Origin of the sequence: Streptosporangium sp. NPDC006007, assembly GCF_040614315.1 — a bacterium.
In the GTDB taxonomy this organism is placed as follows: domain Bacteria; phylum Actinomycetota; class Actinomycetes; order Streptosporangiales; family Streptosporangiaceae; genus Streptosporangium.
This window is the reverse complement of sequence record NZ_JBEXUG010000002.1, coordinates 56,074-79,705: the sequence shown is the minus strand read 5'-3', so window position 1 is coordinate 79,705 and position 23,632 is coordinate 56,074. Positions and strand designations below refer to the sequence as shown.

Annotated in this window: 24 protein-coding genes; 18 read left to right on the top strand and 6 right to left on the bottom strand. The window is 72.0% G+C overall.

The window, feature by feature from the left end; genetic code table 11:
* Nucleotides 1–5: 5 nt before the first annotated feature.
* From ABZ194_RS01810 to ABZ194_RS01785, 6 genes are all read left to right on the top strand, one after another.
* Complete coding sequence (locus tag ABZ194_RS01810) at nt 6–734, top strand: A24 family peptidase (RefSeq protein ID WP_355590816.1); 729 nt, start codon at nt 6–8, stop codon at nt 732–734.
* A gap of 155 nt (nt 735–889) precedes the next feature.
* Nucleotides 890–2,068 carry a chorismate synthase gene (gene aroC, locus ABZ194_RS01805; protein WP_355590813.1) on the top strand — a complete coding sequence of 393 codons (1,179 nt, stop codon included), beginning with the start codon at nt 890–892 and terminating at the stop codon, nt 2,066–2,068.
* Between the two features lie 67 nt (nt 2,069–2,135).
* Complete coding sequence (locus ABZ194_RS01800) at nt 2,136–2,639, top strand: shikimate kinase (RefSeq protein WP_355590810.1); 504 nt, start codon at nt 2,136–2,138, stop codon at nt 2,637–2,639.
* Complete coding sequence (gene aroB / locus ABZ194_RS01795) at nt 2,636–3,712, top strand: 3-dehydroquinate synthase (RefSeq protein ID WP_355590807.1); 1,077 nt, start codon at nt 2,636–2,638, stop codon at nt 3,710–3,712. Before ABZ194_RS01800 ends, aroB begins: the two co-directional genes overlap by 4 nt.
* 81 nt (nt 3,713–3,793) lie before the next feature.
* Nucleotides 3,794–4,228, top strand: a complete 435-nt coding sequence (aroQ, locus tag ABZ194_RS01790; protein ID WP_355591465.1) for a type II 3-dehydroquinate dehydratase — start codon at nt 3,794–3,796, stop codon at nt 4,226–4,228.
* The gene (locus tag ABZ194_RS01785) at nt 4,225–5,010 is read left to right on the top strand and encodes an SGNH/GDSL hydrolase family protein (RefSeq protein WP_355590804.1); all 786 of its coding nucleotides are present in this window, start codon (nt 4,225–4,227) and stop codon (nt 5,008–5,010) included. Before aroQ ends, ABZ194_RS01785 begins: the two co-directional genes overlap by 4 nt.
* A 184-nt stretch (nt 5,011–5,194) precedes the next feature.
* Here ABZ194_RS01785 and ABZ194_RS01780 read toward each other — a convergent pair whose 3' ends face one another.
* Nucleotides 5,195–7,168 (bottom strand): ATP-dependent DNA helicase, encoded by a 1,974-nt coding sequence (locus ABZ194_RS01780; protein ID WP_355591462.1) that lies wholly within the window; start codon nt 7,166–7,168, stop codon nt 5,195–5,197.
* 316 nt (nt 7,169–7,484) lie between these two features.
* On the opposite strand from ABZ194_RS01780, the gene ABZ194_RS01775 reads away from it, so the two are divergent.
* The gene (locus tag ABZ194_RS01775; RefSeq protein WP_355590801.1) at nt 7,485–8,870 is read left to right on the top strand and encodes a hypothetical protein; all 1,386 of its coding nucleotides are present in this window, start codon (nt 7,485–7,487) and stop codon (nt 8,868–8,870) included.
* Between the two features lie 83 nt (nt 8,871–8,953).
* Complete coding sequence (locus ABZ194_RS01770; RefSeq protein WP_355590798.1) at nt 8,954–10,537, top strand: Na+/H+ antiporter; 1,584 nt, start codon at nt 8,954–8,956, stop codon at nt 10,535–10,537.
* 32 nt (nt 10,538–10,569) lie between these two features.
* Here ABZ194_RS01770 and ABZ194_RS01765 read toward each other — a convergent pair whose 3' ends face one another.
* A complete protein-coding gene (locus ABZ194_RS01765; RefSeq protein WP_355590795.1) occupies nt 10,570–10,827 on the bottom strand; it encodes a UBP-type zinc finger domain-containing protein in 258 nt (85 codons plus the stop codon).
* Nucleotides 10,828–11,098: 271 nt separating this feature from the next.
* Here ABZ194_RS01765 and ABZ194_RS01760 point away from each other — a divergent pair, with 271 nt between their 5' ends.
* The 4 genes from ABZ194_RS01760 (at nt 11,099) to ABZ194_RS01745 (ending at nt 13,055) form a co-directional block, all read left to right on the top strand.
* Nucleotides 11,099–11,500 (top strand): hypothetical protein, encoded by a 402-nt coding sequence (locus tag ABZ194_RS01760; RefSeq protein WP_355590792.1) that lies wholly within the window; start codon nt 11,099–11,101, stop codon nt 11,498–11,500.
* An 84-nt stretch (nt 11,501–11,584) separates the two neighbouring features.
* Nucleotides 11,585–11,926 (top strand): DUF202 domain-containing protein, encoded by a 342-nt coding sequence (locus ABZ194_RS01755; protein WP_355590789.1) that lies wholly within the window; start codon nt 11,585–11,587, stop codon nt 11,924–11,926.
* Entirely contained in the window at nt 11,923–12,246 is a 324-nt protein-coding gene (locus tag ABZ194_RS01750; RefSeq protein ID WP_355590786.1) for a DUF202 domain-containing protein, read from the top strand. The genes ABZ194_RS01755 and ABZ194_RS01750 overlap by 4 nt, the downstream gene beginning before the upstream one ends.
* Before the next feature lie 176 nt (nt 12,247–12,422).
* Complete coding sequence (locus ABZ194_RS01745; protein WP_355590783.1) at nt 12,423–13,055, top strand: TetR/AcrR family transcriptional regulator C-terminal domain-containing protein; 633 nt, start codon at nt 12,423–12,425, stop codon at nt 13,053–13,055.
* A gap of 66 nt (nt 13,056–13,121) precedes the next feature.
* Here ABZ194_RS01745 and ABZ194_RS01740 read toward each other — a convergent pair whose 3' ends face one another.
* Nucleotides 13,122–13,694 carry a lytic transglycosylase domain-containing protein gene (locus ABZ194_RS01740; protein WP_355590781.1) on the bottom strand — a complete coding sequence of 191 codons (573 nt, stop codon included), beginning with the start codon at nt 13,692–13,694 and terminating at the stop codon, nt 13,122–13,124.
* A gap of 517 nt (nt 13,695–14,211) precedes the next feature.
* On the opposite strand from ABZ194_RS01740, the gene ABZ194_RS01735 reads away from it, so the two are divergent.
* Nucleotides 14,212–14,697 (top strand): glutathione peroxidase, encoded by a 486-nt coding sequence (locus tag ABZ194_RS01735; RefSeq protein WP_355590778.1) that lies wholly within the window; start codon nt 14,212–14,214, stop codon nt 14,695–14,697.
* On the opposite strand, the gene ABZ194_RS01730 is transcribed toward ABZ194_RS01735, so the two are convergent.
* Complete coding sequence (locus ABZ194_RS01730) at nt 14,669–15,667, bottom strand: LacI family DNA-binding transcriptional regulator (RefSeq protein WP_355590775.1); 999 nt, start codon at nt 15,665–15,667, stop codon at nt 14,669–14,671. The genes ABZ194_RS01735 and ABZ194_RS01730 overlap by 29 nt on opposite strands.
* A gap of 177 nt (nt 15,668–15,844) precedes the next feature.
* Here ABZ194_RS01730 and ugpC point away from each other — a divergent pair, with 177 nt between their 5' ends.
* Nucleotides 15,845–17,065, top strand: a complete 1,221-nt coding sequence (gene ugpC, locus ABZ194_RS01725; RefSeq protein WP_355590772.1) for a sn-glycerol-3-phosphate ABC transporter ATP-binding protein UgpC — start codon at nt 15,845–15,847, stop codon at nt 17,063–17,065.
* Between the two features lie 35 nt (nt 17,066–17,100).
* Here ugpC and ABZ194_RS01720 read toward each other — a convergent pair whose 3' ends face one another.
* Nucleotides 17,101–17,853 carry an SDR family oxidoreductase gene (locus ABZ194_RS01720; protein ID WP_355590770.1) on the bottom strand — a complete coding sequence of 251 codons (753 nt, stop codon included), beginning with the start codon at nt 17,851–17,853 and terminating at the stop codon, nt 17,101–17,103.
* Between the two features lie 76 nt (nt 17,854–17,929).
* Between ABZ194_RS01720 and ABZ194_RS01715 the strand changes: the two genes are divergently transcribed.
* From ABZ194_RS01715 to ABZ194_RS01700, 4 genes are all read left to right on the top strand, one after another.
* Nucleotides 17,930–19,081, top strand: coding sequence for a PQQ-dependent sugar dehydrogenase (locus ABZ194_RS01715; protein ID WP_355590767.1), 1,152 nt, complete (start codon nt 17,930–17,932; stop codon nt 19,079–19,081).
* Nucleotides 19,082–19,291: 210 nt separating this feature from the next.
* Nucleotides 19,292–19,843: a hypothetical protein gene (locus ABZ194_RS01710; RefSeq protein WP_355590764.1), complete on the top strand. Its 552-nt coding sequence runs from the start codon at nt 19,292–19,294 to the stop codon at nt 19,841–19,843.
* Entirely contained in the window at nt 19,833–21,632 is a 1,800-nt protein-coding gene (locus tag ABZ194_RS01705; protein WP_355590761.1) for a DUF4012 domain-containing protein, read from the top strand. The genes ABZ194_RS01710 and ABZ194_RS01705 overlap by 11 nt, the downstream gene beginning before the upstream one ends.
* A gap of 50 nt (nt 21,633–21,682) precedes the next feature.
* Nucleotides 21,683–22,282, top strand: coding sequence for a hypothetical protein (locus ABZ194_RS01700; RefSeq protein WP_355590758.1), 600 nt, complete (start codon nt 21,683–21,685; stop codon nt 22,280–22,282).
* Here ABZ194_RS01700 and ABZ194_RS01695 read toward each other — a convergent pair.
* Nucleotides 22,260–23,624 carry a polysaccharide biosynthesis tyrosine autokinase gene (locus tag ABZ194_RS01695; protein ID WP_355590755.1) on the bottom strand — a complete coding sequence of 455 codons (1,365 nt, stop codon included), beginning with the start codon at nt 23,622–23,624 and terminating at the stop codon, nt 22,260–22,262. The two genes, ABZ194_RS01700 and ABZ194_RS01695, sit on opposite strands and share 23 nt — an antisense overlap.
* Between the last annotated feature and the right edge of the window lie 8 nt (nt 23,625–23,632).

Genomic DNA, 23,632 nt, shown 5'->3' with positions numbered 1-23,632 from the left:
GGGTCATGACGTCGATCGCGGTCGCGCTGGTGGCCGGGAGTCCCCAGCGCGCGGCCGTGTTCCGCCACTCGGTCGGTCATGACCGGCCTCCGCGCGTCCGCTGCCCCGCCTGCGCCCGCCGCCTGCTGCCGGAGAGGGCGGGGGAGTGGCCCGCGCTGTGGCCCACCGGCCGCTGCCCGAACTGCGCGGTGCCGATCGGCCCCCCGCCGCTGTCGGTCGAGCTGATGACCGCGCTGCTCCTGCTGAGCCTCGCGGCGGGGATCGCCTCCCCCGGCGAGCTGGCCGCCTTCGGCTGGCTGGCCGTGCTCGCGGTCCCGCTGGCCTTCGTCGATCTGGCCGTCTACCGGCTCCCCGATCGGCTGACGCTGCCCGCCTACGCCGGCTTCATCGCCCTGCTGTCGGTGACGGCCCTCACCGAGCAGCGCTCCGGCGACCTGGCGCGGGCCGTCCTCGGCGGCCTGGTGCTGGGCGCCTTCTATCTGCTCCTGTTTCTCATCAACCCGGCCGGAGTCGGGCTGGGCGACGCCAAGCTCGCACTGGCCCTGGGCAGCGCGATGGGCTGGCTCGGCTGGACCCACCTGCTCACCGGGACCTTCCTCACCTACCTGCTCGGCGGCCTCTACGGCGTGCTGCTCATCGCGCTGCGGCGGGCACACCGCAAGACCGAGATCCCCTTCGGCCCGTTTATGATCATCGGCGCGTTCGGCGCGGTGCTCGTGGGAGCCGGTCTCTAGATCCGCCCGCGCACGGCGTCCGGCCCCGCCCCGCCCGAGGGCAGGCGGGCAGGGGTGGGGGGCTGGGCCGGCAGGGGGATCGGACCTCGCCCATCGACGTCTCGGTCAGTGAGCCGCGGCCATTTCAGTGGGCGGCACATGGAAGACTTGTCACCATGTTGCGCTGGTTGACCGCCGGAGAGTCCCACGGCCCCGAGCTCGTCGCGATCCTGGAGGGATTGCCCGCCGGGGTGGAGGTGACCACGGCCGATATCGACAGGGCGCTGGCCAGGCGTCGCCTGGGTTACGGCCGGGGCGCCCGGATGAAGTTCGAGCAGGATGTGGTGAACATCGTGGGCGGCGTACGGCACGGCCGCACGCTTGGCAGCCCCGTCGCCGTCCGGGTGGGCAACACCGAGTGGCCCAAGTGGGAGACGGTCATGGCGGCCGACCCGGTCGATCCGGCTCTGCTGGAGGGCCAGGCCCGTAACGCGCCGCGCTCGCGTCCCCGCCCCGGCCACGCCGACCTCGCCGGCATGCAGAAGTACGGTTTCGACGACGCCCGCCCGGTGCTGGACCGGGCCAGCGCCCGCGAGACCGCCGCCCGTGTCGCGCTCGGCCAGGTCGCCCGCAACTTCCTGAAGCAGGCCCTCGGCGTCGACATCGTCAGTCACGTCGTCTCGATCGGTGAGGCGCGGGTCGCCGAAGGCGTCCTCCCGGGCCCCGGTGACATGGAGGCGGTCGACGCCGACCCGGTGCGCTGCGCCGACGCGGACGGCAGCGCCGCGATGGTGGCCGAGATCGACACCGCGCACCGGGAGGGCGACACCCTCGGCGGCGTCGTCGAGGTGCTCGCCTACGGCCTGCCACCCGGCCTGGGCAGCTACACCCACTGGGATCGCCGTCTCGACTCCCGGCTCGCCGCCGCGCTGATGGGCATCCAGGCGATCAAGGGGGTCGCGGTCGGCGACGGCTTCGAGACCGCCCGCCGCCGGGGCTCCCGGGCCCACGACGAGATCGAGAACACCGAGGCCGGCGTGCGCCGCATCACCAACCGGGCGGGCGGGGTCGAGGGCGGCATGACCAACGGTGAGCCGCTGCGGGTCAGCGCGGCGATGAAGCCGATCTCCACGGTGCCCCGGGCGCTGGCCACCGTCGACGTGCTGACCGGCGAGGCCGCCAAGGCCCACCACGAGCGCTCCGACGTGTGCGCGGTCCCGGCCGCCGCGATCGTCGCCGAGGCGATGGTCGCGCTGATCCTCGCCGACGCCGCGATCGAGAAGTTCGGCGGCGACTCCGTCGAGGAGGTCGCCCGCAACCTGTCCGGTTACCTTTCGTCGATGGTGATCAAGTGAGCGGGCGGATCGGCGGCCGGGACGGATCCGTCCCCCGGCCCGCCGGGACGCCCGCCGAGGAGGCGCAGTGAGTCCTCGCGTGGTCCTGGTCGGTGCCCCCGGAGCGGGCAAGTCGACCGTCGGCCGCCTGCTGGCCGACCGGCTGCAGGTCGGCTTCCGCGACACCGACGCCGATGTGGAGATCACAGCGGGCAAGCCGGTGAGTGACATCTTCGTCGAGGACGGCGAGGAGCACTTCCGGGAGCTGGAGGCGTGGGCTGTACGGCAGGCGCTCACCGAACACGACGGTGTGCTCTCCCTCGGCGGCGGCGCCGTCCTGGCCGAGGCCACCCGGGAGCTGCTGGCCGGTCATCCGGTCGTCTACCTGGAGGTCGGCCTGTCGCAGGCCGTGCAGCGGGTGGGCCTGGCCTCGGCGCGCCCGCTGCTCGTGCTGAACCCGCGCAGCCGGCTGAAGAAGCTGATGGACGCCCGCCGCCCGATCTACGAGGGGCTGGCGGTGCTCACCGTGGCCACCGACGAGCGCGATCCGGACGAGGTCGCCGACGAGATCCTGAAGGGACTGGAGCGATGACGATCTCCAGGATCAAGGTCGGCGGTGAGGCCCCCTACGACGTGGTGGTCGGCACCGGTGTGCTCGGTGAGCTGCCGGGGCTGCTCGGCCCCTCGGCCCGCACCGTCGCGGTGATCCACCCGGCGGGCCTGCCGGAGCTCGCCCGGCCCGTCTGCGGAGCGATCGAGGCCGGCGGATACCACGTCGTCCCGCTGCCGGTGCCCGACGCCGAGCAGGCCAAGACGGTCGAGGTGGTCGCCGGGCTCTGGTCGGACCTCGGCCGCCACGGCGTCACCCGCTCCGACGCCGTGGTCGGCGTCGGCGGGGGAGCCACCACCGACCTGGCCGGCTTCGCCGCCGCCACCTGGCTGCGCGGTGTCAAGGTCGTGCAGGTGCCGACCACGCTGCTCGGCATGGTCGACGCCGCGATCGGCGGCAAGACCGGGATCAACACCCCCGAGGGCAAGAACCTGGTCGGTTCCTTCCACCCCCCGGCGGGCGTTCTGTGCGACCTGGCCACGCTGCTCTCGGTGCCCCGTGACGACTACGTCGCCGGCCTCGCCGAGATCATCAAGGGGGGGTTCATCGCCGACCCGGCGATCCTGGCGCTCATCGAGGACGACCCGGCCGGCGCCCGGCGCCCCGAGGGGCGGCACACCAGGGAGCTGATCGAGCGGAAGATCCAGGTCAAGGCCGACGTGGTCGGGGCCGACCTGCGAGAGGGCGGCCTGCGGGAGATCCTCAACTACGGCCACACCCTGGCCCACGCCATCGAGCGGGTCGAGGGGTATCGGACGCGCCACGGCGAGGCCGTCGCCATCGGCATGGTCTACGCCGCCGAGCTGTCCCGGCTGGACGGCCGGATCGGCTCCGGCGTCGTGGATCGCACCCGGTCGGTACTGGCCTCGGTCGGGCTGCCCACCTCCTACCGCCGCGACGCCTGGCCCGAGCTCCGCGACCACATGCGGCTGGACAAGAAGAGCCGGGGGGCCAGGCTGCGCTTCGTCGTCCTGGACGACCTGGCCAAGGTGTCCCTGCTGGAGGACCCGCCTGAGGAACTGCTCGAAGCCGCCTACCATGAGGTCGCCCGGTGAGCCCGGCGGCGATCTCACGGCGGCTGGGCGACATGGACTCCGCCGGGGACGGGCGGCCGGCGAGGAACGGTGAGTGACCAGATGAGGCCCGTGTACGTTCTCAACGGCCCCAACCTGTCGAGGCTCGGCGTCCGGGAGCCGGACGTCTACGGTGCCGAGAGCTTCGCCGACCTGGCGGCGCTCTGCCGGGACACCGGCCGGGGGCTGGGCCTGTCGGTGGAGGTCCGGCAGACCGACGACGAGGCCGAGATGGTCACCTGGCTGCACGAGGCGGCCGACGGCCGGATCCCGGTGATTCTCAACCCGGCGGCGTTCACCCACTACTCCTACGCGCTGCGCGACGCCATCGCCCAGCGCACCGCGCCCCTGATCGAGGTGCACATCACCAACCCGGCCACCCGCGAGGAGTTCCGGCACACCTCGGTGGTCGCCGCCGTGGCCACCGGCACCATCGCGGGCTTCGGGCTGAGGTCCTACGTGCTCGCGCTGCACGCCGTCGCGGAGAGCCAGGGGTGAGCTACCGCTCCTTCGTCGCCCTGGGCGACAGCTTCACCGAGGGGCTGAACGACCCCGTCCCCACCGGGGGCGGCACGGGACCGGTGGGGCTCGGACACCATCGGGGCTGGGCCGACCGGGTCGCCGAGAGGCTGGCCGCGCTCGATCCGGAGTTCCGCTACGCCAACCTCGCCGTGCGGGGCAGGCTCATCGACCAGATCGTCGAGCAGCAGGTCCCGCGCGCGATCGGGCTCCGGCCCGATCTGGTCAGCCTCTGCGCGGGGGGCAATGACCTGCTCCGCCCCGGCAGCGACCCCGACCGGATGGCCGGGAGGCTGGCGGGAGCCGTACGCGACCTGCGCGCCACCGGTGCCGAGGTGCTGCTCTTCACCGGTGTGGATCCGCGCGACACCCCGATCATGCGCCGCGCCCGCGGCACGTTCGCGATCTTCTACCTGCACGTCAGGTCCATCTCCGACCTGTACGGCTGCCGCCTGGTGGACCAGTGGTCGATGCAGGGCCTGCGCGACTGGCGGGCCTGGAGCGACGACCGCCTGCACATGAACGAGGAGGGGCACCGGATGGTGGCCGCCAAGGTGTGCGAGGTGCTCGGGATCGACTGTGAGGACGACTGGCGCAGGACGTGGCCGCCGCGCGGGCGGGTGGACCCCCGGGTCAGACGCGCGGAGGACGTCCGATGGGTGCGTGAGCATCTCGGCCCGTGGGTCGCCCGCCGCCTGCGAGGGCGCTCCTCCGGAGATGGCCTCGACCCCAAGCGCCCGGATCTGACCATCTTCCCCTGACCTCGCCCCTACTCCCCGCCTCCGGCCCGGTATCCCCGACTCCAGGGCCCCCTGAACGCTCCCTGAACCGGCTCCGCCCCGGCCCCTGAGCCGGTTTCCGACCCCGGCTCCGTCCCGGCCTTCTGAACGGTTCCCGGCCTCGGCTCCGTCCCGGTCTCCTGAGGACGCCCCCCGGAGCGGAGTCCTACGCGGCGCCGAGGCGCCTGAGCGCGTCGCGGACCTTGGCGGGGTCGTGGGTGGGCCAGAAGGGGGGCAGGGAGTCGCGGAGGAAGCCGGCGTAGCGGGCGGTGGCCAGCCGGGGGTCCAGGATCGCGACCACGCCCCGGTCGTGCTGGCTGCGGAGCAGGCGGCCGGCGCCCTGGGCGAGCAGCAGGGCGGCGTGGGTGGCCGCCACGGACATGAAGCCGTTGCCGCCCTTGGCGGCGACGTGGCGCTGGCGGGCCGAGCTCAGCGGATCGTCCGGGCGGGGGAACGGGATGCGGTCGATGACGACCAGCCGCAGGGACGGCCCCGGCACGTCCACGCCCTGCCAGAGGGAGAGGGTGCCGAACAGGCAGGTCGGCTCGTCCTCGGCGAACCGTTTGACCAGCAGCATCGTGGAGTCGTCGCCCTGGCAGAGCAGGGGCACGCCGAGCCTCTCCCGGAGCGCCTCGGTGGCGGCCCTGGCGGCGCGCATCGAGGAGAACAGGCCCAGGGTCCGGCCTCCCGCGGCCTGGATCAGCTCGGTGATCTCCTCAAGGTAGACCTCGGGCAGGCCGTCGCGGCCCGGCTGGGGCAGGTGCCTGGCGATGTAGAGGATGCCGCTGCGCGGGTGGTCGAAGGGCGAGCCGACGTCCAGGCCGGTCCAGCCGGCCCGCCTGTCCTTCTCGTCGCCGGCTCCGAGGCCCCACTGACGGGCCAGGCCGTCGAAGGCGCCGCCCAGGGCGAGCGTGGCGGAGGTCAGCACCACCGTGCGGTCGCCGAAGAGCTTGTCGCGGAGCATGCCCGCCACGGTCAGCGGGGCGATCCGCAGCAGGGGCGGGCGACGCTCGGTGCCCGCCTCCAGCCAGACCACCTCGGCCCGGTCCACCTCCTCGGCGTGGCCGAACGCCTCAAGCATCCGCTGCGCGGTGTCGTGGACCTCGTCCAGGGCGGTGAAGGCCGCCTTGCGCAGCCCCGCGCCCTCCGGGTCGTCCTTGTCGCCGCCCATCCGGGGGCCCAGCGCGGTGACGCACCCCCATGCCGAGTCGCGTACCAGGGCGAGGGTCAGCCCGAGCACGTCGGGGAGCTCGTCGAGGCGTCCGGCGGGCGCGGCGGCGAGCAGGGACTTCAGATCCTCCCCCGCCTCCAGCAGCCGGTCGGAGACGGACTGCTCGATCAGCCTCCCGACCCGGCGCACGGCCAGCGCCACCGTCTGCTCCGACAGCTCTCCGGTCACCACCGAGGTGACCCGGTCGACCAGCTCGTGGGCCTCGTCCACCACGACCACGTCGTGCTCGGGCAGGAGGGAGAAGTCCTCCATGGCGTCGATCGCGAGCAGCGCGTGGTTGGTGACGACGATGTCGGCCTCACCGGCGCGGGCGCGGGCCAGCTCGGCGAAGCACTCCATTCCGCTCGGGCAGCGGGTGGCGCCCAGGCATTCCCTGGAACTCACCGAGAACTGCCGCCAGGACTGCTCGTTGACGCCCGGGACCAGCTCGTCGCGGTCGCCGGTCTCGGTCTCCTGGGCCCACTCCTGGATGCGCTGGACCATCCGCCCGGTCGTGCTCACCTCGCGCGGGTCGAAGAGCTGGTCCTGCTCCTCGTCGGGCCATCCCGCGCTGGCCTTGTAACGGCACAGGTAGTTGCGGCGGCCCTTGAGGATCGCGAACGTGGGCTCGTGCGGCAACTCCGGGGCGAGCGCCTCGGCGAGCCGGGGCAGGTCGCGGTCGACGAGCTGGCGCTGGAGCGCGATGGTGGCGGTCGAGACGACCACGGCGCCCTTGGATGCCATGGCGTGCCGGATCGAGGGGATCAGGTAGGCCAGGGACTTGCCGGTGCCGGTGCCCGCCTGGACGGCGAGGTGGTCGCCGGACCGGATCGCCTCCTCCACCGCCTGTGCCATCTTGACCTGGCCGGGACGCTCGGCCCCGCCCACGGCGGTCACGGCGGTGCTGAGCAGTTCCTCGACCGGGGGCATGTCCCCTGCGGCGGAGGCGTCTTCGGCGGGAGCGATGGAGTCGGTCGGCACGACAGCCAACCGTACCCGCTCCTCCCGACAGACGTGGCTGGCTCCGGGGAGTCATCTGGCGGACGCATCCCGGTATTCCGGAACGTGAGGCTCGTATCGCATGGCAAACTGGCTGGATCATCCGGCTCGCCGACCTGGATAAGGTCAAGGAAGATCGTCCGCTGGGGTGTTAACCAGGCGGAGGATGGGGACGGAAAGACCGGTTCGGTAGGGTTTCCCGAGGTTGAGTGGACTAATAAAGGCTGGTTAAAGCACTATGTCCTCCATGTCGGAAGTTGTCCCGTTGCCGTCGTTCGGCGAGGTGTTCTTTGACGAGCGTGGCCAGGAGCGGGTGCTCCGGGTCACTTGGCACGAAGGCACCCTGGTGCTGAGCCTGTGGCGCGGTGAGATGTGCACCGCGAGTTTCCGCATGCCCATGAACGACGTGGGACGCCTGGTGGACACCCTTGACGAGGGCTTCGTCGAGGCCGGAGGCCAGTATCCCGACGAGGTCGACGAGCAACCCCAGACGGCCGATCGGCCCGGCTACCCGGCGCACGGCGAGTTCCCCGGCACCGGGCAGTACGCCCGGCCCCGTCCCGAGGACTACCCGCGGCCGCCGCAGCACCCCGACCCGGCCACCCAGGTGATCGCCCCGCCGGAGGAACCGCGCCAGGCCGCGGCCCTCAGCCCCACCGATGTACTGGTCGCACGCGGTGTCGCGTCGCCTTTGGACCGATCCCAGGAACGGGCGCTCGCCGGATACGGCCCGGCCGACGCGGTGCCGCGGGAGAACATGATCGTGAACGACTCCCTGGCCTACGGGCAGCCGCAGCCGGGCGACCCGCTCGGTTCCGGTCCCGGCGACCCGCCCTACCAGCTGCCCGGCGACCCCTACGCGCCGCAGGGGCCCGACCCGTACGGCGCGCCGTCCCCGCAACCCGACTCCTACGGGGCGCCACAGGCCCGTCAGGCCGACCCGTACGGCCTGGCGTCCCACGGCCGTCAGCCGGATCCGTACGGCACCGTCCGGCAGCCCGACCCGTTCGCCGGACCGTCCCCGCAACCCGATCTGTTCACCCCGTCCCCCCCGCAGGCCGATCCGTTCGCCGCGCCGTCGCCGGGCCCGCAGTCCGACCCTTACGGCATGCCGCCGCAGGGCCGGCAGCCGGATCCGTACGGCACGGTCCCCCCGGCGCCGGTGGACCCCTTCGCCCCCCCGCCCACCAGGCAGCAGCCGGTGGACCCCTTCGCCCCTCACGCCGAGCAGTTCCCGGCCTCGGGCCACCGGCCGCACCCGGCCCCCCACCCCCCGCCCGGGCACTCCACCGACCCCTCCGGATTCCCGGAGCAGCCCGCCTACGGCACCGCGCAGCCCGACCCCTACGGCTATCCCGCCCCCTCCCAGCCCGACCCCTACGGGTTCGGCGCCCAGCGGTCCCCGCAGGCCGGTCACCCGGCGGACCTGCGCGACCTGTACGGTACGCCGCCCGCCTACGAGCAGGAGGTGGACCCGTCCGATCCGCTGGGACTGCGCGGCCGGCAGCCCGGCCAGCGGGTGCCGCGCCCCTACGTCCAGGATCCGCCGCACTCCACCGGTGAGCGGCTCCGCCCGGAGCAGCGCTACGACGAGCAGCGCCGTGACGACCGTGACGAGCGCCGCGAGTGGTGAGCCGCGGGGCCCCGTCGTGGCGGATGCCGCGCGGGTAGCGGGTCTCCCATAGGCTGATCACCCGTAAACGGGTGGGGAGTGGCATGGATCAGGTGTCGGCCGTGCGACTGCTGGCCGTGCCGATCGTCGCCATCGCGGTGGCGACCGTGGCCAGGCGCAGGGGCTGGCCGGCGCCGCTGCTGCTCGTGCCGGCCGGGCTGGTGCTGTCCCCGCTGGTGCCCGGCTACGAGCTGGACCCCGAGCTGATCCTGCTGGTCTTCCTGCCGCCGCTGCTCTACTCCGCGGCCATCGACAGCTCCTATCTGAGGCTCAAGGCGGTGCGCCGTCCGGTCGCGCTGCTCTCGGTCGGCCTGGTGCTGTTCACCACGCTGGTCGTCGGCTGGGTCACCCATCTGCTTCTGCCCGCCCTGCCGCCGGCCGCCGCGTTCGCGCTGGGCGCGATCGTCGCGCCGCCCGACGCGGTCGCCGCGGTCGCGGTGGCGCGCAGGCTCGGGCTTCCACGCAGGGTGGTCACCATCCTGATCGGGGAGAGCCTGTTCAACGACGCCACCGCGCTCACCGTCTACCGGGTGGCCGTCGCCGCCACACTGGGGGAGGGGATCAGCCGGCTGGAGGCCTTCGCCGGCTTCCTCTACTCCGCGGCGGGCGGCGTGGCGATCGGCCTCGTCCTGGCCTGGTGCCTGACGTGGATACTGATGAGGCTCCGGGACGCGCTCGTCGAGAACACCGTCATGCTGCTCATCCCGTTCGGCGTCTATCTCGCGACCGAGGCCGCGCACGCCTCCGGCGTGATCGCCGTGGTGATCGTCGGCCTCTACGTCGGCCACCGCATGCCCCGCGCGGGCTTCGGCACCCGGCTGCTGTCCGACGCCGTCTGGCGGGTGGTGGACTTCTTCCTGGAGACGGTCGTCTTCGTGCTGATCGGCCTGCAGCTGTGGCCGATCATGCGGGAGCTGGAGGGGGAGAGCCCCTGGAGGCTCGCCGGGATGGCGCTGGCGGTCTTCGCCGCCACCGTCCTCGCCAGGGCCGTCTGGATCGTGCCCAGCGTCTACCTGCCCAGGGTCCTCTTCAGGGGCATCCGGCGGCGCGAGCCGCGTCCGCCGCCCTGGGAGAACGTGGTCGTGGTGGGCTGGGCCGGCATGCGCGGGGTGGTCTCCCTGGCCGCGGCCTTCGCCATCCCGCAGGGATTTCCCGGCCGGCCCACGCTGCTCTTCCTCACCTTCGTGGTGGTGATCGGCACCCTGCTGCTCCAGGGGATGTCGTTTCCGGCGCTCATCCGGCGGTTGCGGGTCTCCAACGAGGAGGAGGCCTTCGCCGACAACCTCGCCGAGGCCGAGGCCCAGCAGGCGGCGGCCGCCGCCGAGCTCGCCCGGCTGGAGGAACTGGTGGCCGAGGGCGTCGCCGACGTGCACGAGGAGGTCGTGGAGCAGCTCAGGTCCCGGGCCGAACGCCGGGCGCTCACCGCCTGGGAACGGCTCGGCGGGGGCACGGGGCCCGAGGGCGAGGAGACGCCGAGCACCGTCTACCGGCGGCTGCGCAGGGAGATGCTGGCGGCCGGGCGCGAGGTGTTCGTACGCCTGCGCGACGAGGGGCGCATCGACGACGAGGTGCTCAGCAGGGTCATCCACGAGCTCGACTTCGAGGAGGCCACCCTGGAGCGCGACTAGCCCGCCGGGTCGATCACGAGCCGGTCGCGGAGCTAGCCGACGATGTTGTCGAGATAGCACCACCGCCAGTGCTCGCCCGGTTCGAAGGAGGTGATGACCGGGTGGCCGGCCTCCTTGAAGTGGGCGGTGGCGTGCTTGTTGGGTGAGGAGTCACAGCAGCCGACGTGCCCGCAGGACAGACACTTACGCAGATGGACCCATCTGCCGCCGATCGCCAGGCACTCCTGGCATCCTTCGGGTGTGCGCGGGGGCGGGTCCTGGGCCGACGTGAGATGTTCGCAGGTGGGCATGTTCTCCCTCGTGGGTCTCTGACGGTCCCGGAGGACCTCCTCCCGGAGGCCGGCCGATCCGCCGCGGGCGCCGGGTGGCGTCGCGGATGCCGGCGGGTCACCGTCGCGGGTTGTGGCGGTCCGTGGTCACTCGGGGCGACGCTCAGCCGAACGCCGAGGGCGGTTCCACCTTACTCCCCGCCCCGTCCGTTCCCCGTGCCCGCCGGATCCGACCGGTAACGAGCCGGTATGGATGCCCCTGTGATATCGGTTCGTTGGGTAGGGTCTGGGCATGCGCCCCCTTCCGCGACGGATCCCCGTTCTCGCCGCCTCCGCGCTGGCCGCTCTTGTCGTCACCACCGGATGCTCGGAGGTTCGGCAGGCTTCCGAGGGCATCGACAAGGCTCAGCAGTGCCTGCAGGCCACAGGCATCGTCACCGACACCCTGCAGAAGATCACCGGCCTGGTCGACGACCCCGCCGCGATGGAGAAGGCGCTCAACGACGGGGGCGCCAAGCTCGGCGACCTGGCGGACAAGGCGTCCAACACCACGCTCAAGGAGGCCGCCGACGGGATCGGCAAGTCCCTGGAGGGCCTGAACGTCACCGATGCCAACGGCGCGGTCGACGCGGCGCAGAAGGTCGCGACGGACTCGGTGAAGTGGGTTGAGCAGCTGACCTCCGCCTGCGGCTGAGGTTCGGCTCCCTTCCCCTTGACTCCCGGTAAGAAACATTCCCGGGTTCTCTAGGGGAAAAGGGGTGGAAGTAGCGTCGGTGGTATGGCTACGTCTGGAGACGAACCGGACCCTCGGTTCACGCTCGCGAACGAACGCACCTTTCTGACCTGGCTGAGCACGTCGCTCGCGCTGAGCGCGGGCGGTGTCGCGATGGCCGCGGTCTCCGCCGATGTCTTCGTCCCCTGGATGCGGACGGTGCTGGCGCTGACCCTGGTGTCGCTGTCGGCCCTGTCCGCCGCGATGGCCTACCCTCGCTGGCGCCGGGTTGAGCGCGCCCTGCGCAGCGCCGCCCCGCTTCCGGCGCCCGCGCTGGCCCCCGTCCTCGGGTACGGCGTGGCGGCCGTGGCCGTGCTCGCCATGATCCTTATCCTGATGGGCCGATGACCCGCATCTGGGACGAGGGCCTGCAGAGTGAGCGGACCCGGCTGGCCTGGGTCCGTACCGCGGCCCTGCTGGCGGTCGGCAGCCTGGGGGCGGGAGGCGTCGCGCTGCGCGCCGGCGTCCCACCGGCCGCCGCGATCCCCTTCGTCCTGGCCGCGGCCTGCGGTGCGCTCCTGCTCGCCCGCACCGGTATCCGCTACCAGCGCGTCCAGCGGGCCCTCCACGAGTGCAGCCCCCTCGACAACAGGGCCGACGCCCTCATCGCCTGGTTCGCCACCCTCGCCGTCGCCGCCGGAGCAGCCGTTTTCATGTTGATCCGATAGGGCTTTGGACGCCGGCCCGGGAGGGCTCCGGCGGTCCCGCCCGGTGGGTCGCGTGGTCCCGCCGGACCTGCTCGCCGGCCGCCCGTTCCGGTGAGCCGTACGCCGCCCCGGCGGGGGGCGTACGGAGTCGCGCGTGGACGGCGTGCGGGCGCCGGGAGGAGTAGACAATGGGCCTTATGTCTGCCGAGCCGCTCTCCCGACCGCGAATCGTCGCCGCCGCCATCGACCTCATTGAGCGGGAGGGTGCCGACGCGGTGTCCATGCGCAGGATCGCGGCGGATCTGGGGGTGGGGGTGATGTCCCTCTACAACCACGTGCCCAACAAGTCCGCGCTGCTGGACGGGGTGGCCGAGACCGTGCTCTCGAAGATCGAGTTCATCGACGATCCGGACGCCGGCTGGCCCGATCGGGTGCGGGCGCAGGCGCTCGCGTTCCGGCAGATCGCGCACCACCACCCCCGCTGCACGATGGTGGTGGTCAGCCGCCGACTCCAGTCGACCGCGGGGCTTCCGGCGGTCGAGCGGGCTCTGGCCACGCTGCACAGCGCCGGGTTCGACGGGCGTGACGCGCTGCGCGTCCTGCGGGTGTTCATCGCCTACATCGTGGGCTCGCTGCTGCGCGAGGTCGGGGTCACCCCGACGTTCGCCCCGGTGCACTGCTCCGACATCCAGGTCGGCGATGTCGATCCCCTGCTGTTCCCGCGGGTGAACGGGGTGGCCGCTGAGCTGGCCGAGTGCGACCACGAGGCGGAGTTCGCGTTCGGCCTGGACCTGCTCATCCAGGCGATCGCCGTACGGCTCGCGGGGTGACGCCCGGGACCCGGAGGTCCCGGGCGTCCGAGGAGTGCTCCCTTCCCCTGGATACTCCTCGCGCGGTCAGTACCAGTTGCTGGACCGGAAATGACCCCAGGCGCCGCACGGTGACCCGTAGCGGCTCTTGATGTAGCGCAGACCCCAGTGGATCTGCGTGATCGGGTTCGACCGCCAGTCCCCGCCGCTGTCGCTCATCTTCGAGCCCGGCAGCGCCTGGGGGATGCCGTAGGCACCCGATGACGGGTTGTGCGCCTGATGATTCCAGTTGCTCTCCCTGGTCCACAGGCTGTCCAGGCACTGGAACTGGTCGTGGGACCACGAGCGGCGGGCGACGAGGCGGAACGCGATCGCCTTGTTCCTGACCTTCGGAGCTCGCACGACCGGCCTGATCCTGGGGGCGGTCCGGGTGAACCAGACGGCCCGGTGGATCGTCCTCGTCGGCGCCCTCAGGGCCGGCTCCGCGATCTCCCCGGCCTGCTCGGCTTCGGCCTGCCCGACCTGCCCGACCTGCCCGATCTGACCGGCCTCCTCGGCCTGCCCCATCTCCTCGGCTCGCCCGATCGCCATCGACCCGACCATGGTTGAGGCGGCGAGCATGGTCACAACGGTGTTGCGCAGAACGCGGTAGCTGTTCACATTCATCCTTGTCCGCTGGCCGCGTGCGGGGGCGCGCGGGGGACATGGCCCCCCGTGCGCCTGACGTTCCGGCGCCCGTGGCTCGGACGGGGAATACCCGCGTGGTCTCGCCGGCCCGTTTCCGGCATGAGACACCACGACGGTTTCTCTAGGCCGCTTTCTAGTACGCCGGGGGAGCGGCGAGAGGTGATTGCGACATGCGGAGAGAAGGTGTTTGCCCGATCTTCGTGGTCTACGGGTGGTTCGGCGGGGTCCGACTGACCGCCGGCGGTTCACCTATGCGGCGGGACGAGGTGAAAATCATTCCGGCATGGGGTTTGGATCAGTGCCGGCCGGGTGACTGGAGGCGCGTCCACGCCCGTGCGTGGCGAGCCGTGGCGTCTCCCGGCGCTCCTCGGGCCGGCGGGGGAGGATCGGCACCCGGTGAGAGGTCCGCCGTCTCGCCGGTGGCCCCCTCACATTTCATGCCATGGATGACATAACTCCCAAACCTGATAAGAGGATTAGGGTGTAGATCATGAGTATTCGTGACATCCCCATCCGCACTCTCGCCGACGCGCCCACCACGCTCGCCGAGCTGGCCGGTGACAGGGCGGTCCTGGTGGTGAACGTGGCCTCCCGGTGTGGGCTCACCCCGCAGTACGAGGGTCTGGTCCAGCTCCAGCGGACCTATGGCGAGAGGGGTCTCACCGTCGTCGGAGTCCCCTGCAACCAGTTCATGGGCCAGGAGCCGGGCAGTGCCGAGGAGATCCAGGAGTTCTGCTCCACCACCTACGGCGCCGACTTCCCGCTGCTCGCCAAGACGGACGTCAACGGCGGCGACCGGCACCCCCTCTACGCCTCGCTCACCCGGGCCCCCGACGCCGAGGGGGAGGCCGGGGACGTCCGGTGGAACTTCGAGAAGTTCCTGATCTCGCGTGACGGAGAGGTGCTGGCCCGTTTCCGCCCGAGCACCGAGCCCGGCGACCCCGCGGTCATCGAGGCGATCGAGAAGTCCCTCTAGGCCCGCAGCTCCCCCTGACGATCAGCTCGGTGGGCAGCAGCACGTTCCGCGGCCGCCGGGCGCCCGCGCGCAGCACCAGTTCGGCCGCGCGGTAGCCGATGTCCTGCGCGGGCTGGGCGATCACGGTCAGCGGAGGAGAGCACAGCTCGGCCCAGGGCACGTCGTCGAACATGACCAGCGACAGGTCCCTGGGCACCCGCAGGTCCAGCTCCCTGGCGGCCAGCACCGCCGCCTCGCCCAGCAGGTTGCCCCCGGCCAGCACCGCGGTCAGGTCGGGCCGGTGCTGGAAGAGCCCGGCGGCGACCGCGTAGGCGGAGTCGCGGGTGCCGCGAGCCAGGACGATGAGCTCCTCGTCGACCAGGGGGCCCAGCGTCTGCCGGAACGCCGAGAGCCGCTGCTCCTGGCCCGGGCCGCCGAGGTAGGCGATGCGGCGGTGGCCCAGTCCGGTCAGGTAGTCCACCGCGGTCCGCACCCCGGTGCGGTCGTCGGCCAGCACCGCGGGCACATCGTCGCGCCCGGCGGCGATCCGGTGCGCGAACACCGTGGTGAGCCCGGCGCGCAGGGTGGGCGCCCAGGTCTCGCCGTCGCCGGAGGGGACCGCGATCACCCGGTCCACGCCCTGCTCCAGCAGCATGCCGATCAGCTCGGCCTCACGCTCCTCGTCGTCACCCGTCGCGCCCAGGATCACCGGCTCGCCCGCCGAGCGCGCGCAGGTGAGCACGCCGTCGGCCAGGCGGGCGTAGAGGGTGTCGGTGATGTCGGGCAGCAGCAGCCCGATCCCGCCCGAGCGCCGCTGACGCAGATTGCGGCCGAGCGCGCTCGGCCGGTAGTCGAGCTGGGCCGCGACGCTCAGCACCCGCTCCCTGGTCTCGGGACTGGCCGAGCCGCCGGACAGCACCCGCGACACCGTGGCCACCCCCACCCTCGCCGCCTCGGCGACGTCCTTGATGGTGGTACGACGCATGTTCATGGAAACGATTCCAACATATTTTCTGTAGTTGATCCAGTGCGCAGGGATAAAAGATGTGGTGCTGACTAGGCGAGGTCGGCAGAACTCTTGACACGGATGTCCGTTTCCGGTGAGATGCATGAAAACGTATCCACACCGGGTGAACGCGGGGTTGGCCCGAGGAGCTAAGGATTCTCCATGGCATCCATCGTGCTCAGCAAAGTCGACAAGATCTACGCGGGCGGTGTCAAAGCCGTGAACGGTCTCGACCTTGAGATCCGGGACGGCGAGTTCATGGTGCTGGTCGGCCCGTCCGGCTGCGGCAAGTCCACCGCCCTGCGCATGATCGCCGGCCTTGAGGACATCAGCGGTGGCGAGATCTCCATCGGCGACCGGGTGGTCAACCACCTGCCTCCCAAAGACCGCGACATCGCCATGGTCTTCCAGAACTACGCGCTCTACCCGCACATGACCGTCGAGGAGAACCTCGCCTTCGGCCTCAAGCTCCGCAAGATGCCCAAGACGGAGATCTCCAAGCGGGTCAACGAGGCCGCCAAGATGCTCGGTCTGGAGCAGTACCTCAAGCGCAAGCCGGCCGCCCTGTCCGGTGGTCAGCGCCAGCGTGTCGCGATGGGCCGCGCCATCGTCCGCGAGCCCCAGGCGTTCCTCATGGACGAGCCGCTCTCCAACCTGGACGCCAAGCTCCGCGTCTCCATGCGCGCCTCACTCAACACCCTGCACGAGCGCCTCGGCGTGACCACCGTCTACGTCACCCACGACCAGGTCGAGGCCATGACCCTCGGCGACCGCGTCTGCGTGCTGCGCGACGGCCTGCTCCAGCAGGTGGACACCCCGCAGAACCTCTTCGACCAGCCGGTCAACCTGTTCGTCGCGGGCTTCATGGGCTCCCCGTCGATGAACTTCGTCAACGCCGAGCTGGTCCGCGGCGACGGCGGCGCGGCCGTCACCTTCGCCGGCTTCAGGCTCCCGGTGCCGGACGAGACCTTCGCCGGCAAGCCCGGCCTCGACCGGTGGTTCGGCAGGAAGCTCATCCTGGGCATCCGCCCCTCCGACTTCGACGACGCCGTCGCCGCCAACGGCACGGCCGGGGGCTGGAGCGGTCTGCAGGTCCGCGCCCAGGTCACCGAGGAGCTCGGCTCCGAGATCAACGTCCTGTTCCTGATCGACGCCCCGCCCGTCCAGCACCAGGACACCGTCGCCGCGGCCGACGCCGGTGAGGACGAGGAGGCGACCCTGCCGCTGGTCGGCGACAAGTCGCTGTGGACCGCCCGGGTGAACTCCCGCAGCCACGTCCGCCCCGGCCAGCAGGTCGAACTGGCCGTCGACACCCACCACCTGCACTTCTTCGACCCGGTCTCGGGTCTGGCGATCGGCCACCCGGCCACCGCCCGCGTCTGAACGTTCCGCCCTCCCCGCCGGGGCGGAACCGCCCCCTATTCGCGGCCGAGACGGCGGGAGACCTGACCGGCCAGGCCCCTGGGGATCAACCTGCCGACCCCGACGATGACCTTGTAGCGCAGGTCGGGAACGCTCACCCGCCTGCCCCTGGCCAGATCCCGCATGGCCTCCCGCACCACGTCGTCCGCCGACAACCACAGGAAAGCCGGGATGCCCGAGGTGTCCATCGAGGCGCGCTCGTGGAACTCGGTGCGGACGAACCCCGGGCACAGCGCCATCACCCGCACCCGGGTGCCGGTCAGCTCCGCGGCCACGGACTCGCTGTAGCTGACCACCCACGCCTTGGACGCGCTGTAGCTGCCCCGGGTGAAGAACGCCGCGACCGACGCCACGTTGATCACCGCGCCCCGGTCCCGCTCCCGCATTCCGGGCAGCGCGGCCATGGTCAGCCGGAGCACCGCCTCGCAGTGCACTTTGAGCATCCGCAGCTCCCCGGCGACCGGGACGTCGAGGAAGGAGCCCGGATGACCGAAGCCCGCGTTGTTGACCAGCAGGTCGACCCCCTCGGCGAGCCGTTTCTCGACCTTCCCCAGCCCCTCGTCGGTGGACAGGTCCGCGGGGAGCACCTCGACCCCCACCCCGTAACGCAGGCGCAGGCTCTCGGCGGAGGCGCCCAGGCGATCCTCGTCCCTCGCGACCAGGACAAGGGAGAATCCGTCCGCGGCCAGGCGGCGGGCGAACGCGGCGCCGATGCCGGCCGTCGCGCCCGTGATCAATGCTGAAGGCATGTCCGCAGTCTAGAGACCGCGCGGCCGGATTCGGCAACCCGCGCGTTCCGCCCCCGCTGTCGCCCATCATTGAGAAATGATGAACATGCCGACTCTCTACCGGGCCGGAGTGGGAGCGGCCGTGCTCTGCGCGACGCTGGCGGCCTGTTCCGCGGCCGGCTCGGCGCCCACCCACCCCGCCGCTTCCGGCCCGGCGACCCGGAAAACCGCGGAGCGGGTGCGGTTCGCCGAGGTCGCACGGCTGGACATGCCGGTGGCGATGGCCGTGCGCAAGGGCGACCGGACCCTTTACGTGGCCGAGCAGCCGGGCCGGCTGCGCGCGCTGGTGGACGGCAAGGTCACCGCGGAACCCGTCGTCGACCTCTCGGCGGAGGTGAGCCGGGGAAACGAGCAGGGGCTGCTCGGGGTGGCCTTCCACCCCGGCGGCGACTTCCTCTACCTCGACTGGACCGACCGCGACGGCCACGTCCACGTCACCGAGTGGGCCTTCGCCGACGGCAGGGCCACCGGCCGCAGGGACGTGCTCGTGCAGCGGAAGCCCTACGCCAACCACAACGGCGGGCAGCTCGCCTTCGGCCCTGACGGCCATCTCTACGTGGCGGTCGGCGACGGCGGCGGCGCGGGAGATCCACAGGGCAACGGCCAGAACACCGGCACCTGGCTTGGGAAGATCCTCAGGATCGACCCGCGCGGCACGCCGTACCGGGTGCCCCGGGACAACCCGTTCGTCGGCAGGCAGGGGGCGAGGCCCGAGATCTGGGCGTACGGCCTGCGCAACCCCTGGCGGTTCACCTTCGACCGGAGAACGGGCGACATGTGGATCGGTGACGTCGGCCAGAACTCCTGGGAGGAGGTCGATTTCGAGCCTCGGGGAAAGGGGGGCCGCAACTACGGCTGGAATCGCAGGGAGGGCCGCCACCCGTTCGCCGGTGAGGCGCCCGGCGACGCGGTCGACCCGGTTATCGAGTACTCCCTGCGCGAGGACGGGAACTGCTCGGTCATCGCCGGATACGTATATCGCGGCAGCCGGATCCCCGGCCTGGCCGGGCGTTTCCTCTACGGTGACTTCTGCGCCGGATGGGTCAGGTCGGCCCCCGCGGACCAGCCGGGCCGGGGCGAGGTCGAGGGCCGGGTGGAGCAGCTGTCCTCCTTCGGCGAGGATCACGACGGCGAACTGTACGCGCTCAGCCTGGCCGGTCCGGTCTACCGGCTGGAAGGCGCGCGCTGACCCCGCCGCGCGGCCGGACGGAGTCCGCCGTCCGGCGGGCCCCGCCGGACCGTCAATGGACAGAGAACAGTCGGTGATCGTTCAGTAAGGGGCGCGGACCGCGCGGGCCGCTTTTCGCGGTGGTCGATATAACGGGTTCCGTGGAGATGTTTATTCGTATTCCGAATGACGTGTCCCGAGCCTTGATCAACGCTGGCGGGGAGTTTTGAAATGGCTGGAAAATACACGGTGTCCGTTCTTCTCGCGGTGGTCGTGGGAGGCGGGCCGATGCTCATAAGCGCGGGACCGGCGGCTGCCTGGACCGGCTGCCTGGCCGCCGCGGCGTCCACGCCGGACAGGCCGCCCTACCCACCGCGCCCCTGTGACGACGATGACGACGATGACGACGACGGCGGGAACGGTGGCCGCGGCGGCGGTCGCGGCGGGGGCGGTGGTGGCCGCGGTGGCGGCGGTGGTGGCGGTGGTGGCGGGGGCGGCGGCGGTGGTGGTGGCGGCGGAAGTGCCCACCACCACCACCATCGGAACGCCCACGCCCTGGGGGCCGAGCACAGGTCCGCCGACGGCTTCGAGTGCGGTAACGCCCGCTGCGCGGAACTCATCGAGCGGGCCGCCTTCACCAGGGAGCACCGGGCCTCCGAGGAACTGCCCCTCACCGGGGCGCCGCTGTCGGCCGTGGCCGCGGCGGGTGCCTCACTGCTGGTCGCCGGGGCTGCGAGCAGCCTGATCTCCGTACGGCGCCGTCGCGCTTCCAGTGCCAGGTAGGACGGGCAGGAGGCGCCGGCGAGTCGTCGCGATCGGCCTGCTGGCCCCGGCCGCCGTTCTCGCGCTGGCCGGGGGCTGGTCGGCCTATCTCGGCCTGAGCGTGCGAGATCGGCTGGAGGAGACCAGAGGCGCGCTGCTCCGGCTGCGCGCCCTGGCGAACGAGGGCGACCTCGGCCACCTGGCCGGGGCGCTCGCGGACGCGAGCCGGCCCGCGGCCCAGGCGCGCCGGCTCACCGGCGGCCTCGACTGGTCGCTGCTCACTCACGCCCCGCTGGTGGGGAACGGCGCGGCGACCGTGCGCGGGCTGGCCGAGACCGCCGCCGAGCTGACCGAGGTGCTGGCCGGGGTTCAGCGGGCCGGGGACGGGTTCATCACCGGCGGAACACGTTCCCTGGACGACGTGCGGCAGATGCTGGCCGGCCTCGACGCGGCGGCCCCGGTGCTGCACACCGCCGCCGCCCGCCTCGCCCGGGCGAGAGCCCGCCTGGCGGTCACCCCGGCGGACACCGGGGCAGGGGCGCTGGACCAGGCTCGCGACACGGCGCTACGCGAAGTGGATCGGCTGAGCGGCCTGCTCCGTGACGCGGCGACCGCCGCCGCCCTGCTGCCCCCGATGCTGGGCCACGACGGCCCGCGCCGCTACTTCCTGGCCTTCCAGACCAACGCCGAGGCGCGGGGCACCGGCGGCCTGGTCGGCGCGTTCGGCCTGGTGGACGCCGATCGCGGCAAGATCGGCATCCGGCGGCTCTCCGCCAACACCGGCCTCGACGAGAGCGCCGTCCCCGTCACCGACCACGGCCCGGCCTATCGGGCCCGATACGGGACCGGCGCGACCCGGCTGCTCTCCGTCTCCAACCTCTCCCCGCACTTCCCGTACGCCGCGGCCACCTGGTCCGCGCTCTGGGAACGGCAGAACCACCGGCGGCTGGACGGCGCGGTGGCGACCGACCCGGCCGGGCTCTCCTACCTGCTGGAGCTGATCGGCCCGGTCACCCTCCCCGGCGGGGAGACGCTGACCGCGGAGAACGTCGTCGACCTCACCGAGCGGACGGCCTACGCCCGATATCCGGACCCCCTGGAGCGCAAGCGGTTCCTCGTCGGAGTCGCCGGCGCCGTCGGCGACGCGCTGACCGAGTCGTCCGCGGGACCCACCAGGCTGTTCACCGTGCTGTCCCGCATGGTGAGCGAGCGGCGGCTCCAGATCTGGAGCCGCAGGCCCGCCGAGCAGCGGTACCTGGCGCAGACGCCGCTCGGCGGAGTGCTGTCCCGGCGGCCGGGGCCGTTCGCCGGACTGGTGATCAACAACTCGGCCGGCGGCAAGCTCGACTACTACCTGGAGCGCTCCCTCGACTACGAGCTGGGTCCCTGCCGGGGCGGGACGCGTCCGGTGAGGGTCCGCGTCCGGCTCACCAACGACGTGCCGGCGGGGAGACTGCCCGGCTACGTCACCGGCCGTCTCGACTCGCCCGGCCGTCCGCACGTCGTCGGCTCCAACCTGCTCTGGGTCTCGCTGTACGCCGGGGTCGGCGCGGAACTCGGCGCGGCACGGCTCGACGGTGACCGCGTGCCGGTCATCAGCGAGGTCGAACGCTCCCATCCCGTCTACTCGACGCTGCTGGAGCTGAACCCGGGGCAGTCGAGGACGCTGGAGCTCGACCTGACGGAACCCGCCTCCGACGCGCCACCGGTGGTTCCGGTACAGCCGCTGGTCCGTCCCCAGCACACCGGGATCACCCAGGACCCGCGGGGCTGCGCGCTCCCCGGCGGCGCGACCGGCGGCCACTCCTGACGCCCCGGAGGCCCCCGGACGCGACGATCTCGATCCGCGATCCTGGAGGGATGTACAGAGCGATGCCCATGCCGGGGGACGACACCGATTTCCACATCCTGTTCGTGTGCACGGGGAACATCTGCCGCTCCCCGCTGGCCGAACGGCTGACGCGGTCGGCGCTCGGGGCGTGCCCGGCGTTCCAGGTGACCAGCGCGGGCACCCACGCGGAGCGGGGAAGGGCGATGACCGAGCACGCGCGGCGCGTGCTCGTCCGTCTCGGCGGCGATCCCGGCGGCTTCGTCTCCCGGCGGCTGACCCCGGACCTGGTGGCCGCCGCCGACCTGGTGCTGACCGCCACCGCCCGGCACCGCGCCGAAGCGGTGGCCGGGCACCTGCCCGCGGCCACCCGGGCCTTCACCATCGCCGAGTTCGGCGCGCTGGCCCGCGCGGTACCGGCCGAGAGGATCGCCGGCCACCGGGATCCGGTACGGCGGGCCCGCGCCCTGGTGGCCGAGGCGCGGGCGCTGCGCGGGCTGGTCCGGGTGGATCGGCCCGACATCCCGGACCCCTACCGGCGTTCCCGCTGGGCCTACCGGGCGGCGGGACGGGGGATCGCCAGGTCGCTCGCCGTCCCGCTCCGGTTGCTCACGCAGTCGTCAACGTCTTGACCTGGGGCTCGTAGCCGTAGCCGTAGCCGTAGCCGCGGTACTGGTCGCTCCTGGCCGGGGTGAAGTTCAGCACGCTGCCCACCACACGGGCGTTGATCGACGACAGCATCTCCACGGCACGGGTGACGTGCTCCTGCCGGGTCCTGCCGTACCGCGCGACCAGCAGCGTGCCGTCACAGACCGCCGCGAGCGTCGCGGCGTCGGTGACGGGCAGCAGCGGCGGCGCGTCGACGATCACCATGTCGTACGCCTCGGTGAGCCGGGCGAGCAGCTGCCGCATCCCCTGCGAGCCGAGCAGTTCGCTCGGGTTCGGCGGGATACGGCCACTGGGCAGGATCGACAGGTTCGGTTCGCTCCACGTCTGGATGACGTCCGGCAGTTGCGCCTTGTCGATCAGTACGTCGGTCAGGCCGACCGCCCCCTCGATCCCGAGATAGCGCGGGATGCTCGGCCGGCGGAGGTCTCCGTCCACCAGGATCACCCGCCACCCGGCCTGCGCGAGCGTGATCGCCAGATTGGCCGAGGTGGACGACTTGCCCTCGCCCGGCAGGCAGCTGGTGACCACCAGCGACTTCGGCTGCCGATCGACCCCGATGAACTGCAGGTTGGTGCGGAGCGAGCGGAACGCCTCCGACCTGGAGGAGCGGCCCTGGTCCCGGACGATGAGGGGGTGGTGCCGCGCGTCCCGCTCGTAACCGATCACGCCGAGGATCGAGCTCTTCGACACGCGCTGCAGCGTCTCACTCGTCTTGATGGTCGTGTCCAGGCGGTCGCGGAGGACGGTTGAGCCGACGGCGACGAACAGTGCGATGGTGACGGCGAGCACGAGATTGACCAGCGGTCTCGGACTGATCGGTGTCGTGGGAACATCCGCCTGATCCACCATCGTGACCTTGACGGTGGGACGGCTGTTCGGAGTGGGCCGCTCGATCTCGTCGATCAGCCGGGAAAACGCCTCTCCCAGGGCATTGACCATTCGCGCGGCGCGTGCCGGGTCGGTGTCGGCGACCGTGGCGCGGAGGAGCACGGTGGAGGGGATGGCTTCCACCGTGATGTTCGCCTGGAGGCGCTGGACGTCTTCACCTGTGGTGATCTGACTGACCACTCGACGACTGGACAGCAGGTTGGCATAGGACTGCACCCTCTGCTGTGACAGCATCCCTGCCTGGTACGCGGTGGAAAGGCTGCCTTCCTTGTCGTGACCGGAGACCAGCATGGAGATCGTGGCGACGTACTTGGGCGACGTGTTCGCGGTTATCACGAGTGCCGCGGTTACGGCGAGGACCAGCGACAGGAGGATGAACAGCCAGTTTCTGCGCATGAGCCGTGTGTAGTAGAGCAAGTCCACCG

Excerpts from the sequence above, each read along its gene's own strand:
- ABZ194_RS01810 (WP_355590816.1), top strand. The coding sequence starts at position 6 with ATGACGTCGATCGCGGTCGCGCTGGTGGCCGGGAGTCCCCAGCGCGCG.
- aroC (WP_355590813.1), top strand. The coding sequence starts at position 890 with ATGTTGCGCTGGTTGACCGCCGGAGAGTCCCACGGCCCCGAGCTCGTC.
- aroB (WP_355590807.1), top strand. The coding sequence starts at position 2,636 with ATGACGATCTCCAGGATCAAGGTCGGCGGTGAGGCCCCCTACGACGTG.
- aroQ (WP_355591465.1), top strand. The coding sequence starts at position 3,794 with ATGAGGCCCGTGTACGTTCTCAACGGCCCCAACCTGTCGAGGCTCGGC.
- ABZ194_RS01780 (WP_355591462.1), bottom strand. The coding sequence starts at position 7,168 with ATGCCCCCGGTCGAGGAACTGCTCAGCACCGCCGTGACCGCCGTGGGC.
- ABZ194_RS01775 (WP_355590801.1), top strand. The coding sequence starts at position 7,485 with ATGTCGGAAGTTGTCCCGTTGCCGTCGTTCGGCGAGGTGTTCTTTGAC.
- ABZ194_RS01770 (WP_355590798.1), top strand. The coding sequence starts at position 8,954 with ATGGATCAGGTGTCGGCCGTGCGACTGCTGGCCGTGCCGATCGTCGCC.
- ABZ194_RS01765 (WP_355590795.1), bottom strand. The coding sequence starts at position 10,827 with ATGCCCACCTGCGAACATCTCACGTCGGCCCAGGACCCGCCCCCGCGC.
- ABZ194_RS01760 (WP_355590792.1), top strand. The coding sequence starts at position 11,099 with ATGCGCCCCCTTCCGCGACGGATCCCCGTTCTCGCCGCCTCCGCGCTG.
- ABZ194_RS01755 (WP_355590789.1), top strand. The coding sequence starts at position 11,585 with ATGGCTACGTCTGGAGACGAACCGGACCCTCGGTTCACGCTCGCGAAC.
- ABZ194_RS01750 (WP_355590786.1), top strand. The coding sequence starts at position 11,923 with ATGACCCGCATCTGGGACGAGGGCCTGCAGAGTGAGCGGACCCGGCTG.
- ABZ194_RS01745 (WP_355590783.1), top strand. The coding sequence starts at position 12,423 with ATGTCTGCCGAGCCGCTCTCCCGACCGCGAATCGTCGCCGCCGCCATC.
- ABZ194_RS01735 (WP_355590778.1), top strand. The coding sequence starts at position 14,212 with ATGAGTATTCGTGACATCCCCATCCGCACTCTCGCCGACGCGCCCACC.
- ABZ194_RS01730 (WP_355590775.1), bottom strand. The coding sequence starts at position 15,667 with ATGAACATGCGTCGTACCACCATCAAGGACGTCGCCGAGGCGGCGAGG.
- ugpC (WP_355590772.1), top strand. The coding sequence starts at position 15,845 with ATGGCATCCATCGTGCTCAGCAAAGTCGACAAGATCTACGCGGGCGGT.
- ABZ194_RS01720 (WP_355590770.1), bottom strand. The coding sequence starts at position 17,853 with ATGCCTTCAGCATTGATCACGGGCGCGACGGCCGGCATCGGCGCCGCG.
- ABZ194_RS01715 (WP_355590767.1), top strand. The coding sequence starts at position 17,930 with ATGATGAACATGCCGACTCTCTACCGGGCCGGAGTGGGAGCGGCCGTG.
- ABZ194_RS01710 (WP_355590764.1), top strand. The coding sequence starts at position 19,292 with ATGGCTGGAAAATACACGGTGTCCGTTCTTCTCGCGGTGGTCGTGGGA.
- ABZ194_RS01700 (WP_355590758.1), top strand. The coding sequence starts at position 21,683 with ATGTACAGAGCGATGCCCATGCCGGGGGACGACACCGATTTCCACATC.